Raw genomic sequence first — 14572 nt, forward strand, 5'->3', positions numbered from 1 at the left:
GGCCATGCCCGGCGATCCATGCGCGCCGCCGTGGCACGCGGAGGCAGGGTTGGATCCCAATCAACCGCCGTCAGCGGGTCAACGTGCGTTGGCGCATGGACCTTGAATGAGAAAGCGCCTTCACCGTTTTCAGGTCATGCGTTCGTCGCGTGTTGCACGCGCATGTCGTGGCAGCGCGACCGGATCCGTCCTGCGCAGTTGCAGGTGTGGCTGTTCGGCACGGTGTTTAGGCCAGCGCCGGTTCGCGCCCCAACAGGTCCTGGAAGGTGCCCAGAACGTACGGGTCGATCATGCCGCCGGAGGCGTCGTCCAGGATGCGCATGACCCGGCCGCGCTCCATGGCGCCGCGGTACGGGCGGTCGCTGGTCATCGCGTCCCAGGCGTCGACGAGGGTGAGGATGCGCGCGCCCAGCGGGATGCTCTCGCCGCGCAGGCCGTCGGGATAGCCGCTGCCGTCGAAGGCTTCGTGATGGGCGCGGATCAGGCGGGCCACGTCGGCGGCGTCGGCGCGCCCGGTGGCCAGGAAAATGCGTTCGCCGTGTTCGGGGTGTTGGCGCATGATCGCCTGGTCGGCGTGGTCATGGCGCCCGGGGCTGAGCAGGACGTCGTCGGGAATGCCGATCTTGCCGATGTCGTGGAAGCAGGCGGCCAGTTCGATCTGGTCGCACTGGGCAGGGTCCAGGCTGCAATGCCGGGCCAGCGAGCGCGCCAGCAGGCCGACGCGGTCGCAGTGATGGCGGGTGTAGGCATCGCGCAGCAGCAGCGACACCGACAACGCGTCGATGGAGCAGGCCAATGCGGCGGGGGCGTCGTGTGGGGAGTGATCGGTCACGGGGAAATACTGCCACGCTCCCGGCCGCCGAAGCGACCGGGAACGGCGGAATCAATGCCTCTGCAGCTGGATGCCGTGCTTCTTGGCGTACGCATCCTGCGCCGCGTCCAGGGCCTGCATTTCCGTATCGATACGGTTGCCGACGGTCTGCAGCTTCTCGGCCAGCGGCATGACCTGTTCCTTGGTCTTGTCGGCCGGCAGCGCGGCCATTTCCACCAGGATGCCGAACATTTCCTCGGCGCTCTGCACGTAGGCGCGCAGCTTCTGGTGCACGTCCTTGGCATCCTCATCCGGCGGCATCTGGTCGATGCGGGTCAGGTACTGCTGCATCTCGGTGCGGGCGCGTTCCAGGCCGGGCTTGAGTGTGTCCAGGCCCTCACCGGTGGCCAGCGCCTTCTGCAGCGGCTCGCTCTTGTTACCGACGGTCCACTCCTGCACGGTGCTGGCAGCACCGTTCCAGAAGGCGACGTTCTCGGTGAGGTATTCGCTGGCGCTCATGCCACTGCCACTGCCACCGCAGGCACTCAACAGGCCGAGGCTGGCAGCCAGCAGCAGGGTACGGAATCGTTTCAAAGCAACTCTCCTTGTCGCGGGCAGAGAACAGGGAAAAAACCCTCCGGCCCGCAGAAGCGGAGGGTCACAGGGGAAACGGGATCAGCGGGGCGACAGGGTCAACAACAGGGCCTTGGCCGCGCTGAAACGGTCTTCGGGCAACGGCAACGGATGCTTGATGCGCAGCTTGTCCGGGCCGTCCATGGTGTACAGCTTGGGCTGCTTCTGGATCATCTGGATGACCGCCATCGGGTCGATGGCCGGCTTGGCCTCGAACACGATGCGCCCGCCATTTTCGCCCAGTTCCAGCTTGCGCACGCCCAGCACGTTGGCCTGCAGCTTGAGTTCGGCGATGGCGAACAGGTGCTTGGCCGGGTCGGGCAGCAGGCCGAAGCGGTCGATCATTTCCACCTGCAGCTCGCGCAGTTCATCGGTGTCGCGCGCGCTGCTGATGCGCTTGTACAGGGTCAGGCGGGTATGAACGTCGGGCAGGTAGTCATCGGGGATCAGCGCCGGCACATGCAGTTCGACGTCGGCACCGCGTACTTCCTCGCCGGCATCCAGATCGGGCAGCTTGCCCAGGCGGATGCTGCGCACGGCCCGTTCCAGCAGTTCGGTGTACAGGCTGAAGCCCACCTCGGCCATCTGGCCGCTCTGGTCTTCGCCGAGCAGTTCGCCGGCACCGCGGATTTCCAGGTCATGGGTGGCCAGGGTGAAGCCGGCGCCCAGTTCGTCCATCGACGCGATCGCATCCAGGCGCTTCTGCGCGTCGGGGGTCATCGCGCGCTTGTCCGGCACCACCAGGTAGGCATAGGCGCGGTGGTGCGAGCGCCCCACGCGGCCGCGCAGCTGGTGCAGCTGGGCCAGGCCGAAGCGGTCGGCGCGGTTGATGACGATGGTGTTGGCGTTGGGGATGTCGATGCCCGACTCGATGATCGTGGTCGACAGCAGCACGTTGTAGCGCTGCTTCTGGAAGTCCAGCATCACCCGTTCCAGCTCGCGCTCGGGCATCTGCCCGTGGGCGATGCCGATGCGCGCTTCGGGCACCAGCTCGGTCAGGTCGCGCTGCATGCGGCCGATGCTTTCCACGTCGTTGTGCAGGAAGTACAGCTGGCCACCACGGGCCAGTTCGCGCTGGAAGGCTTCGCGCAGCAGCGCGTTGTCCCAGGCGGTGATGAAGGTCTGCACCGCCAGCCGGTTCGGCGGCGGGGTGGCGATGATCGACAGGTCGCGCAGCCCGGCCATGGCCATGTTCAAGGTGCGCGGGATCGGGGTGGCGGTGAGGGTGAGCAGGTGCACGTTGGCGCGCATTGCCTTCAGCGCTTCCTTCTGGCGCACGCCGAAACGCTGCTCCTCGTCCACCACCACCAGGCCCAGGTCCTTGAACTTCACGTCCGGCTGCAGCAGGCGGTGGGTACCGATGATGACGTCGATCGTGCCAGCGGCGACCTTCTCCAGCTCGGCCTTGATTTCCTTGGTGGTCTTGAAGCGCGACAGCACTTCCACCCGCAGCGGCCAGTCGGCGAAGCGGTCGCGGAAGTTGCGGTAGTGCTGCTCGGCAAGCAGCGTGGTCGGCACCAGCACGGCCACCTGCTTGCCCGCGCTGGCCGCGGCGAACGCGGCGCGCACGGCCACTTCGGTCTTGCCGAAGCCGACGTCGCCGCAGACCACGCGGTCCATCGGCTGGCTGCTGGCCAGGTCGCGCAGGGTGGCGTCGATGGCGGCCAGCTGGTCAGGGGTTTCTTCGAACGGGAAGCCGGCCGCGAACGGCTCGTACATCGAGCGGTCCACGTGCAGCGCCAACCCCGCGCGGGCGCGCCGGCGGGCCTGGATTTCCAGCAGTTCGGCGGCCACGTCGCGGACCTTCTCGGCCGCACGGCGCTTGGCCTTGCTCCACTGCTCGCCGCCCAGCGAATGCAGCGGCGCGGTCTCGGCCGATGCGCCGGAGTAGCGGCTGATCAGGTGCAGCTGCGCGACCGGCACGTACAGCCGGTCGCCCTTGGCGTATTCGATCTCCAGGAATTCGCCCGGCATGCCGCCGGCGTCGAGCACGATCAGGCCGCGGTAACGCCCCACACCATGGTCTTCATGGACGATCGGCGCGCCTTCGGTGAGTTCGCCGAGGTCGCGGATGATCGCTTCCGGCTCGCGCCCGACGCGGCGGCTGCGGCGGGTGGTGCCCGCACGCTCGGGGAACAGCTGGCGCTCGGTGAGCACCGCGATCTGCGGCGTGTCCAGCGCGAAACCGTCTTCCAACGGCGCCACGGTGATCGCAAAGCGGTTGCTGGCGTCGGCCAGGAACGCAGGCAGATCGACCACCACCGGCGGCTTCAGCTCGGCTGCCTGCAGCACTTCCAGCAGCGCTTCGCGGCGCCCCGGTGAATCGGCGGCGATCAACACCCGTCCCGGGTAGTGGCCAATGAAGGACTTCAGTGCTTCGCCGGCCGGCGCATCGCGCGCGGCCACCGGCAGCGGCGGCAACGGCTGGTCGCCCAGCGGCTGCGCGTCGTCGATGCGCGCGTGGTCGGCGTTCCAGATCTCGATGCGGGGCAGCGCATTGAGCGTGGTGTTCAGTGTTTCCGGGCTGAGGTACAGCTCCTGCGGCGCCAGCAGCGGGCGCTCCACGTCATGGCGGCGCTGCTCGTAGCGGTTGCCGGTCTGCGCCCAGAAGGCGGCGGCCGCTTCGCCCACGCCCGCGCCGATCACCGGCAGCACGTTCGGCTGCAGGTAGTCCAGCAGGGTGGCGGTCTGGTCGAAGAACAGCGGCAGGTAATACTCCACGCCGGCCGGTGCCAGCCCGGCCTTGAGATCCTGGTACAGCGCGCTGCGCCGGGTATCCACGTCGAAGCGTTCACGCAGGGTGGCCAGCACCCGCGACACGGCCAGGTCGTCCAGCGGGACTTCGCGGCCGGGCAGCATCCGCACTGCTTCGACCTTGTCCAGCGAGCGCTGGCTTTCCGGATCGAAGGCGCGGATCGAATCGATGTCCTCGTCCAGCAGCTCGATGCGCAACGGCGTCTGTGCGCCCATCGGGAACACGTCGAGCAGCCCGCCGCGCACGGCGAAATCACCCGGGTCCATCACCTGCGGCACGTTGCGGTAGGCCGCCGCTTCCAGGCGCCGCTTTTCCGCATCCAGGTCCAGACGCTGGCCAACCTTCAGGTCGAAGCTACCACCGATGATGTACTTGAGCGGGGCCAGCCGCTGCAGCAGGGTCTGCACCGGCACCACCACGATGCCACGGGTGAGCGTGGGCAGCTGGTGCAGCGCGGCCAGGCGCTGGGAGATGATGTCCGGGTGCGGGCTGAAGGCGTCGTAGGGCAGGGTTTCCCAATCCGGGAACGCCACCACTGGAAGCGCGGAGGCGCCGCCCAGCAGGGTACGCAGATCCGATTCGATCTGGTTGGCCCCGTGGTTGTCACGTGCGATGACCAGCAGCGGCCCGTCATGGACCTCCGCAGCACGGGCGACGTACCAGGCCAACGCCGTGGCCGAAGCGGGAGCGCGCCACCAGGCGCGGAGCTGGCCGGAACGGGGCAGCGGCGGAGCGGGATAGGAGGGACGTGACATGAACCGTTGATTTTAGCAGACGCCGAAGTCACGGCCGTGTCAGTCCGGCTCGTCGCCGCTCGGCCCGCCCCCGCTCACCCGTTGCCTGTCGGGTGGCACAACCCCGGCAGGTGCCGGCCGTTGACCCGCATGCACACAGAATCGTAGGTGCCGGCCGTTGGCCGGCACGCGCACAAAAGGTAGGTACCGGCCGTTGGCCGGTACATCCTCAGCTATCGAGCTCCAGCACCATGCGCACCAACCCGGGCGTGCCCTGCGGATGCGGCACCGGCTTGAAGCCGAGCGAAGCGGCCAGCTGCTTCATCGGCTCGTTCTCTTCGGCCACGTCGCCGTACAGGCGGTCCAGGTACTTGCCACGTGCCCACTTGACCAGCTTGCGCATCAGCTGACGGCCCAGCCCCTGGCCGACGAGGAAGCGGCTGACCAGGATGGCGTACTCGGCTTCGCGGGTGCCCTGGATGATCGAGGCCCGTGCCACCGCGCCGACCACGGCTTCACCGGCGGGCAGCGACTCGGCCGCCACCAGGGTGATTTCGCTCTTCGGGTTGGGGTGGGTCAGGCGCTGGGTGGTTTCCGGCGACAGTTCGGTCACCGATTGCAGGAAGCGGTCGCGGATCTCTTCGGGCCCGAACAGGCTGAAGGCCGCATGCAGCGGCGCCCCGTCTTCGGGGCGGATCGGGCGGATCAGCAGCTCGTGGCCACTGGGTGCCTTGAAAATCTCGTGCCAGGGCGGCATGCGGTTACGGGTAGCCATACCGGTGATTCCTAGGTGGTCTTTGGATTCTCGCATCCCGGGGCGCCGGTTCCGTGAACGGAACGCTCACGCCGTTCAGGGGCGCGCAAGGACGCTCATTCGGCCTGCTTGAGCCACTGCAGCCGGGTGCTGGCGCCGGCCTCGCCCAGGAACTGCTTCAGCGCCGGCATGGCCGGGGCCAGCACCTGGTCGAACTGCCAGGGCGGATTGAGCAGCAGCATGCCGCTGCCATTGAGCCGCAGCGGCGAGTCGTCCGGCCGGATCAGCAGTTCGGCGGTCAGCACCGACTTCACCGGCAAGGCACACGCCTTGCGCAGGAAATGCAGGATGGTGCGGCGCTGCTTGATCGGGAACCAGATCGCGAAGGTGGCCTGGGGCCAGCGGCCCAGGATCTCGCTCACCGAGGCTAGGATGGCCTGGTACTCGGCGTCCTGGCCCTCGTAGGGCGGGTCGATCAGGACCAGCCCGCGGCCGATCTTCACGCCGTTGGCCTTGGGCGGCAGCAGGGCACGGTTCTGTGCATAGCCGTCGGCGTGGTAAACGCCGACCCGGCTGTCGTGGGCGAACAGCGCCTTCAGCGAGGCGGCTTCGTCGTCCTGCACCTCGCAGACCGCCATGCGGTCCTGCTCGCGCAGGGCGCGGGCGGTCAGCAGCGGCGAACCGGGGTAGCTGATCATCGCCCCGACCGGGTTGTCGGCCTGGACGGCCTTCAGGTAGCGCTCGACCACCGCCGGCAGCGTGGGCTGGGCCATCAGGCGCATCACCCCGTCCTCGGCCTCCAGGGTCTTGCGGCTTTCCTCGCTGGCCAGCAGGTAGCGGCCGGCGCCGCCGTGGGTGTCCAGCACGAAGAACGGGCTGTCCTTGCGCTTGAAGGTGTCGAGCAGGGCAAGCTGCACGATGTGCTTGAGCACATCGGCATGGTTGCCGGCATGGAAGGCGTGGCGGTAATTCATCGGCGCAGTGTACGGGGCGGCGGCCCCAGCGGCTATGCTGCGCGCATGAACCGCCCCCTGCACAACGTCCTGGTCGTCGAAGACGAAACCGCCATCGCCGACACCGTCCTGTATGCCCTGCGCAGCGAAGGCTACGGCGCCCAGCACTGCCTGCTCGGCGGCGGCGCGCTGGAGGCCCTGCGCCAGCAGGCCTTCGACGTGGTGGTGTTGGATGTGGGCCTGCCGGACATGAGCGGGTTCGAGGTGTGTCGCAGCCTGCGCACCTTCAGCGAGGTGCCGGTGATCTTCCTGACCGCACGCAACGACGAGTTCGATCGCGTGCTGGGCCTGGAACTGGGCGCCGACGACTACATGGCCAAACCCTTCTCGCCGCGCGAGCTGGTGGCCCGGGTGCGTGCGCGGCTGCGCCGCAGCAGCAGTGCCCCGGCCGAGCAGGCCGGCTGGCAGCAGCACGGCCGGTTTGCGATCGACCGCGAGGGCCGTCGCATCCGCTTCGCCGAGCAGCCGCTGGAACTGACCCGCTACGAGTACGCGCTCATGGCTGCCCTGCTGCAGCGCCCGGGCGCCATCCTCAGCCGCGCCCAGCTGATGGACCGGGGCTGGGATACCGATGCCGACAGCGCCGACCGCACCGTGGATACCCACGTCAAGACGCTGCGGGCCAAGCTGCGTGCCGCAGGCGCCGATCCCGACCCGATCCGCACCCATCGCGGGCTCGGCTACGCGCTGGAAGTCTGAGCCATGCGGCTGGGCCTGAAGCTGTTCCTGGGGTTCTTCCTGATCGTGGGCATCGCCGCGTTCTTCGTGATGCGCATTTTCGTCAACGAGGTGAAGCCCGGCGTGCGCCAGGCGATGGAGTCGACCCTGGTCGATGCCGCCAACGTGCTGGCCGAGATGGCCGCCGCCGACCTCAAGGCCGGGCGCATCCGCAATGGGCCATTCGTGGCCAACCTGGCCCGCGCGCAGCGCCGTGACCCCAAGGCGATGGTGTGGCGTTTTCCCAAGCGCACGCTGGACTACCGGGTGACCATCACCGACGCCAAGGGCATCGTGGTGTACGACTCCACCGGGCAGGACATCGGCCGCGACAACTCGCGATGGAACGACGTCTACCGTACCCTGCGCGGCGAATACGGTGCCCGCTCCAGCCCGGAAACGCCCGGCGACGACACCCATTCGGTGATGCACGTGGCCGCGCCGATCCATGACCCGGCCGATGCCACGCGCCTGATCGGCGTGCTCAGCCTGGCCCAGCCCAACCGCAGCATCGACCCGTTCATTGCCGCCAGCCAGCGCGCCATCATGCGGCGGGGCGCGTGGTTGATCGGGTTGTCGGCGCTGATCGGGCTGTTGATGACGGCGTGGCTGATGCACGGCGTGAACCGGCTCAACCGCTACGCCAAGGCGGTCAGTGCCGGCGAACCGGTGCCACCGCCCAAGCCGCGCCGCGATGAGATCGGCGACCTTGGCCAGGCGCTGGAAACCATGCGCCGCAAGCTGGAGGGCAAGGCCTACGTCGAGCAGTACGTGCAGTCGCTGACCCACGAGATGAAGAGCCCGCTGGCCGCGATCCGCGGCGCCGCCGAATTGCTGCAGGAACCGTTGCCCGATGCCGACCGCGTGCATTTCGCGCGCAGCATCCAGGGCCAGGAGCAGCGCCTCACCGAGACCATCGACAAGCTGCTGGCGCTGGCCGAAGTGGAACAGCACGGCTGGCTGCAGAAGCGCGAGCGCATCGATCTGGGCCCGCTGCTGCAGGCGGCCGCCAGCGCGGTGGCGATGCGCGCGCAGGCCGCCGCGGTGGCGATCGACGTGGAGGTGCCCGATGGCCTGGTCATCCAGGGCGACGGCTACCTCTTGCGCCAGGCATTGAACAACCTGCTGGAGAACGCGCTGGCGTTCTCCAGTGCCGACAGCCGGGTGCAGCTGAGCGCCGCGCGCGAGGGCGACGACGTGGTGCTGCGCGTGGCCGACCGCGGCAGCGGCGTGCCCGACTATGCGTTGGACCGCGTGTTCGAGCGCTTCTACTCGCTGGCGCGGCCGGCCACGGGCCTGCGCAGCTCCGGGCTGGGTCTGTCGTTCGTGCAGGAAGTGGCACGCCTGCATGGTGGGCGGGTGCAGCTGCGCAACCGCGAAGGCGGCGGTGCATTGGCATCGCTGTGGTTGCCAATGCGCGACCCGGGCGCGCCGATCCGGCGCTGAGCGCAGGCGCGGCGGGCACTTCACACAGACTTCAAACTCAGCACAAACCCCGCACACCACCGCGCCCGAAGCTGGCCCCCTCCCAACCGAGGACGGGCCATGAAATCCCTGAAGATGCTGTTGCGGTTCGCCATTGTCGGCGGCCTGATCCTGTTGCTGCTGATTCCCTTGATGATGATCAAGGGCGTGATCAAGGAGCGTGAGGCGTACCGCGACGAGGCCTACCTGCGCGTGTCGCAGAGCCGCGCCGGTGCGCAGACCCTGACCGGTCCGGTGCGCGTGGTGCCGTGGACGGACACGCGCGAGGTCGAGGTGGTCGACGCCGCCGGCAACAAGAAGAAGGAAATCCAGACCGAGCACAGTTACTGGCTGCAGATGCCGGCCACGCTGCGGGTGGACGGGCAGATGCAGCCCGACGAACGCCGGGTCGGCCTGTTCCGGGTTCCGGTCTACAGCTGGAAGGCGAAGATCACCGCCGAGTTCGCCGACGACGACTATCCCATCAAGGCCGGGCGCGTGTATGGCACGCCGTACCTGGCCGTCGGTATCGCCGACCTGCGCGGTCTGGTCGGTTCGCCCACGCTGCAGGTCGATGGCCAGGCGTTGACGCTGCAGCCGGGCATCGGTGAGGTCAACGGGCTTGGCAAGGGTCTGCACGTGCCGCTGCGCGACTTCGACGACAGCATCGGCGGCATGCTCAAGGGCAGCCGCCTGCAGCTGGACATGGTGCTCGACGGCACCCGTTCGCTGGCGGTGGTGCCAGTGGGCGACGACAGCCGCATCGCGATCCGCTCGCCGTGGCCGCACCCGCTGTTCGGCGGCAGCTTCCTGCCCAACCAGCGCACCGTCACCGACACCGGGTTCGATGCCCAGTGGGCCGTGTCCTCGCTGGCCTCCGAAGCACAGCGCCAGCTGCGCGACAGCAAGGACCTGGACCCGGAAACGGTCAGCGTGGAACTGGTGAACCCGGTGGACATCTACACCCAGGCCGATCGGGCCAGCAAGTACGGCATCCTCTTCATCCTGCTCACCTTCGTCGGCTTCATCCTGTTCGAGCTGATCAAGCGCCTGCGCATCCATCCGCTGCAGTACCTGATGGTGGGCCTGGCCTTGGCGATCTTCTTCCTGCTGCTGCTCAGCCTGTCCGAGCATATTCCGTTCTGGCTGGCCTATCTGGTGTCGGCGGTGGCCTGCATCGGGGTACAGGCGGTGTATCTGTCGGGGGTGTTGAAGAGCTGGACGCGCGGCCTGGGCTTTGCCGGCATGCTCACCGTGCTGTACGGCGCGCTGTACGGCCTGTTGATCTCGGAGAACAACGCGCTGCTGATGGGCTCGCTGCTGCTGTTCGGCGTGCTGGCCAGCGCCATGTGGATCACCCGCCGGATCGACTGGTACGAAGTCGGCGCGAGCCTGAAATAAGGAGCGGCACATGAGCTGGCGCAACGGGTTGCGGCAACGCGCATGGCAGGGCATTCCGGAACTGCTGGAAGTGGACGCGCTGCTGCAGGCCAGCAGCGTGCTGGCGGCCTTGCCGGGGGCGCGCATCGCCCCCGGCCTGGTGCGCTTCAAGCTGGCGGCGCGCACCTGCGAAGGAGTGCAGCGGCAAGGCCTGGACTGGCTGTCCGGCGCACGCCAGGGCCGCGGTGCCCTGGCCGGAAAAGTACCGCGCTACCGGCCATGGAAGGCCGGCGACGCGGCGCTGGCCGAGATCGGCATTGCCGGGCTGCCCATGGACTGGCCGGCGCACGCGGCGGTGTATGGCTGCAGCAGCGTTGACCGCCGGCACTGGCTGTTGCTGGTGCCGGGCAGCGCACAACTATGGCTGGGCTGGACCGGCTGAGCAGCGCCAGCCGGGCACACCTCATGTGTGCGCACATGACCGATGGGACGGGGGCCCGGCGCGCGCGCTGGATAGACTCGACAGTTCGACGAGCAATGCCGAAGGGCCGGGGTGGGGCGTGGTGAAGTGGAGCGGGCTGAAGTGGGGTGTACTGGCGTTAGCGCTGGCGATGGGTGGCAATGCAACGGCGCAGCAGCGCGAAGCGGTGGACCTGGACATGGTGGGCAAGATCCGCCAGCAGGCCTTCCACCAGTCCCAGGTGATGGACACTTTCAGTTATCTCACCGAGCGCATCGGGCCGCGCCTGACCAACTCGCCGGCGATGGGCCGGGCCAATGCCTGGACACGCGGCAGGTTCAACGACTGGAAGCTGGACAACGTCCACGACGAAGCGTTCGATGGCTTCGGCCGTGGCTGGGAGTTCACCTCGGCCAGCGTGGAGATGCTGGGCGATCGCGTGCAGCCGCTGCATGCGCTGCCCAAGGCGTGGACGCCGGGCACCCAGGGCCCGGTCGAGGGCGAGCTGGTGCAGGTGGACATCAAGAAGCCCGAGGACATCGAGAAGTACCGCGGCAAGCTGCGGGGGAAGATCCTGTTGCTGGGCGAGGCGCGCGAGTACAAGCGGGGCACCGACGCCGATTCGCACCGGCATGATGCCACCTCGCTGGAAGGCCTGCAGGAATTCACCCTGCCCAAGGACAAGGACGTGGTGGCCGACCGCGCCAAGCGGGTCAAGGAGTACCAGGAGAAGCAGGCGCTGGCGGCCAAGGTCAACGCGTTCTTCGTCGCCGAAGGCGCACTGGCCTCGATCAGCATCAGCGGCTGGGACAACGGCATCATCCGCGTTGCCGGCGGTGGCTCGCGCAAGGCGGGGGAATCGGTGGGCATTCCCGAGCTGGCGATGATCGCCGAGCATTTCAATCCGTTGGTACGTGCGCTGGAGGCCAAGCAGCCCGTGCGCCTGCGCGTGGATGTCGCGGCCCGCTTCACCGACGAAACCGACCAGCCCGGCTACAACACGCTGGCCGAGATCCGCGGCAGCAGCCGGCCCGATGAAGTGGTAATGATCGGCGCGCACCTGGATTCGTGGCACAGCGGCACCGGCGCCGCCGACAACGCCGCCGGCGTGGCGGTGATGATGGAGGCCATGCGCATCCTCAAGGCTGCGGGCGCCAAGCCGAAGCGCACCATCCGGGTGGCCCTGTGGAGTGGCGAAGAACAAGGGCTGATCGGCTCGCAGGCCTATGTGGCCAAGCACTTCGGTGGTTTCCCCGAGCCTGCCGATGCGGCGCAGAAGGCGCTGCCGGCCTCGTTGCGCGAACCGACCGGTGCCCTGCAGAAGACCCGCGACTACAGCAAATTCCAGGTCTACTTCAACATGGACAACGGTTCGGGCCGCTTCCGGGGCATCTACGCGCAGGAGAACATGGCGGCCGTGCCGATCTTCGAGGCCTGGCTGGCCCCCTTCCACGACGTGGGCGCCACCACCGTGGCCACCCGCAACACCGGCAGCACCGATCACATCAGCTTCGACCGCATCGGCCTGCCGGGCTTCCAGTTCATCCAGGACCGGCTGGACTACTTCACCAACGTCCACCACAGCCACCTCGATACCTGGGACCACGCCGAACCGGAAGACCTGAAGCAGGCCGCCGCCATCGTGGCGTCCTTCGCCTACCACGCGGCCATGCGCGAGCAGCCCTTCCCACGCAAGCCCGAGCCGCAGCCGTAAGGAGGCCGGACGGAGGGGGCGCCCGCCGCCTCCGTGACCTCCCGGGGGTAGTGGTAAAATCGGCGGATTCCCGTTCCCCGAGCCTTCCATGACCTGCCGCACCCGTTTCGCCCCCAGTCCTACCGGCTACCTGCACATCGGTGGCGCCCGCACCGCGCTGTACTGCTGGCTGGAGGCCCGTCACCGTGGCGGCGAATTCGTGCTGCGCATCGAAGACACCGACCGCGAGCGCAGCACCCAGGGCGCGATCGACGCGATCCTGGAGGCGATGGACTGGCTGGGCCTGGGCTATGACGAAGGCCCGATCTACCAGACCCAGCGCGTGGCCCGGTACCAGGAAGTGGCCGAACAGCTGGTCGCGCAGGGCAAGGCATACTACGCCTACGAGACCAAGGAAGAGCTGGACGCGATGCGTGAGGCCGCCATGGCCCGGCAGGAAAAGCCGCGTTACAACGGCGCCGCACGCGATCTCGGCCTGCCGTACAGGGACGACCCGAACCGCGTCATCCGCTTCAAGAACCCGCTCGAGGGCACGGTGGTGTTCGACGACCTGATCAAGGGCCGCATCGAGATCGCCAACAGCGAGCTGGACGACATGGTCATCTTCCGCCCGGACGGCTTCCCCACCTACAACTTCGCGGTGGTGGTGGACGATTGGGACATGCGCATCAGCGAAGTGATCCGCGGCGATGACCACATCAACAACACCCCGCGCCAGATCAACCTGTACGAAGGCATCGGCGCGCCCGTGCCGAAGTTCGGCCACATGCCGATGATCCTGGACGAGCAGGGCGCCAAGCTGTCCAAGCGCACCGGCGCGGCCGACGTGATGCAGTACAAGGACGCCGGCTACCTGCCCGACGCGCTGCTGAGCTACCTGGCCCGGCTGGGCTGGTCGCACGGTGACCAGGAGCTGTTCAGCCGCCAGGAGCTGATCGACCTGTTCGACGTGACCAACTGCAACTCCAAGGCCGCGCGCCTGGACATGGCCAAGCTGGGCTGGGTCAACCAGCACTTCCTGAAGACCGAAACGCCCGACAGCATTGCCCCGCACCTGGTCTACCAGCTGAACAAGCTGGGCCTGGATCTGAACGCCGGTCCGGCGCCGGCCGACGTGGTGGTGGCATTGCGCGACCGCGTGCAGACCCTGAAGGAAATGGCCGAGAAGGCGGTGGTCTGGTACCAGCCGCTGACCGAGTACGACGAGGCGGCCGTGGCCAAGCACTTCAAGCCGGGCGCGGAACTGGCGCTGGGCAAGGCCCGCGAGCTGCTGGCGGGGGTCGCGGACTGGACCGCCGAGGGCGTGTCGGTGGCGCTGCACGAGGTGGCCACGGCGCTCGAGATCGGCATGGGCAAGGTGGCCCAGCCGCTGCGCGTGGCCATCACCGGCACCCAGGTGAGCCCGGACATTTCGCAGACGGTGTTCCTGGCCGGGCGTGAAGAGGCCTTGAAACGCATCGACGTCGCACTCACTAAAGTACCGACGGCCTGACCACAGGAGACCGCGCATGCCTGCCAAAACCGCTTGTACCGCCCCGCACCACCACGTCCACGACGCATCCGACTTCGTGAAGGTGGTGGAGCGCGTGTGCTCGGAACGCGGGCTGCGCCTGACCCCGATCCGCGCCAACGTGCTGCGCCTCATCGCCGAGGCCGGCAAGCCGGTCAAGGCTTACGAACTGCTGGAGTGGGTGCGCAGCGGCAAGGGCGTCGGTGCCGACGCCCCGCCCACGGTGTACCGCGCGCTGGATTTCCTGATGGCCAACGGTTTCGTGCACAAGCTCGAATCGGTCAATGCATTCGTGGCCTGCCACCATCCCAGCAGCGCGCAGCATTCGGTGCCGTTCCTGATATGCAACAGCTGCCACAGTGCGGTGGAACTGGAAGACAAGGACATCGTGAGCCAGCTGGAAAAGCGCGCCAAAGAGCTGGGCTTCCAGCCCCAGGCGCAGACCCTGGAAGTGCATGGCCTCTGCGCGCGGTGTGCCGGGTAAACACCGGGGTAGGTACCGACCGTTGGTCGGTACGCAACGCTCCCCGCAAAGAAACGCCGCGCACTGCGCGGCTTTTTTTTGCCCGATGTCCCGGATCGACCCTGCCCCCGGTAGAGCCACGCCATGCGTGGCTGCCCCTGTGC

At 68.0% G+C, this 14572-nt stretch carries 12 protein-coding genes; 7 read left to right on the plus strand and 5 right to left on the minus strand.

Annotated features, from left to right (window positions below; all coding sequences use genetic code 11):
• Window positions 1-226 precede the first annotated feature (226 nt).
• The 5 genes from GQ674_RS05135 to rlmJ form a co-directional block, all read right to left on the minus strand.
• Window positions 227-832, minus strand: coding sequence for an HD domain-containing phosphohydrolase (locus GQ674_RS05135; protein ID WP_159496232.1), 606 nt, complete (start codon window positions 830-832; stop codon window positions 227-229).
• Window positions 833-883: 51 nt separating this feature from the next.
• Window positions 884-1405, minus strand: coding sequence for a hypothetical protein (locus GQ674_RS05140; RefSeq protein ID WP_038689572.1), 522 nt, complete (start codon window positions 1403-1405; stop codon window positions 884-886).
• A gap of 81 nt (window positions 1406-1486) precedes the next feature.
• Window positions 1487-4954, minus strand: a complete 3468-nt coding sequence (mfd, locus tag GQ674_RS05145) for a transcription-repair coupling factor (RefSeq protein ID WP_159496233.1) — start codon at window positions 4952-4954, stop codon at window positions 1487-1489.
• A 208-nt stretch (window positions 4955-5162) separates the two neighbouring features.
• Window positions 5163-5708 (minus strand): GNAT family N-acetyltransferase, encoded by a 546-nt coding sequence (locus GQ674_RS05150; RefSeq protein WP_038689569.1) that lies wholly within the window; start codon window positions 5706-5708, stop codon window positions 5163-5165.
• Window positions 5709-5803: 95 nt separating this feature from the next.
• Window positions 5804-6661 carry a 23S rRNA (adenine(2030)-N(6))-methyltransferase RlmJ gene (gene rlmJ, locus GQ674_RS05155; protein WP_137188950.1) on the minus strand — a complete coding sequence of 286 codons (858 nt, stop codon included), beginning with the start codon at window positions 6659-6661 and terminating at the stop codon, window positions 5804-5806.
• A 45-nt stretch (window positions 6662-6706) separates the two neighbouring features.
• Here rlmJ and creB point away from each other — a divergent pair, with 45 nt between their 5' ends.
• The 7 genes from creB (at window position 6707) to GQ674_RS05190 (ending at window position 14429) form a co-directional block, all read left to right on the plus strand.
• Entirely contained in the window at window positions 6707-7399 is a 693-nt protein-coding gene (creB, locus tag GQ674_RS05160; RefSeq protein ID WP_159496234.1) for a two-component system response regulator CreB, read from the plus strand.
• A gap of 3 nt (window positions 7400-7402) precedes the next feature.
• Window positions 7403-8863, plus strand: a complete 1461-nt coding sequence (gene creC, locus GQ674_RS05165) for a two-component system sensor histidine kinase CreC (protein WP_159496235.1) — start codon at window positions 7403-7405, stop codon at window positions 8861-8863.
• A 99-nt stretch (window positions 8864-8962) separates the two neighbouring features.
• Window positions 8963-10282, plus strand: a complete 1320-nt coding sequence (creD, locus tag GQ674_RS05170; protein ID WP_159496236.1) for a cell envelope integrity protein CreD — start codon at window positions 8963-8965, stop codon at window positions 10280-10282.
• A 10-nt stretch (window positions 10283-10292) separates the two neighbouring features.
• Window positions 10293-10703 (plus strand): hypothetical protein, encoded by a 411-nt coding sequence (locus GQ674_RS05175; RefSeq protein WP_159496237.1) that lies wholly within the window; start codon window positions 10293-10295, stop codon window positions 10701-10703.
• 169 nt (window positions 10704-10872) lie between these two features.
• The gene (locus tag GQ674_RS05180; RefSeq protein ID WP_159499242.1) at window positions 10873-12435 is read left to right on the plus strand and encodes a M28 family metallopeptidase; all 1563 of its coding nucleotides are present in this window, start codon (window positions 10873-10875) and stop codon (window positions 12433-12435) included.
• An 88-nt stretch (window positions 12436-12523) separates the two neighbouring features.
• Window positions 12524-13927 (plus strand): glutamate--tRNA ligase, encoded by a 1404-nt coding sequence (gltX, locus tag GQ674_RS05185; RefSeq protein WP_159496238.1) that lies wholly within the window; start codon window positions 12524-12526, stop codon window positions 13925-13927.
• A gap of 16 nt (window positions 13928-13943) precedes the next feature.
• Complete coding sequence (locus GQ674_RS05190; RefSeq protein ID WP_128095265.1) at window positions 13944-14429, plus strand: Fur family transcriptional regulator; 486 nt, start codon at window positions 13944-13946, stop codon at window positions 14427-14429.
• The last annotated feature ends 143 nt before the right edge of the window (window positions 14430-14572 follow it).

The organism is Stenotrophomonas sp. 364, from assembly GCF_009832905.1.
Classification (GTDB): domain Bacteria; phylum Pseudomonadota; class Gammaproteobacteria; order Xanthomonadales; family Xanthomonadaceae; genus Stenotrophomonas; species Stenotrophomonas maltophilia_AP.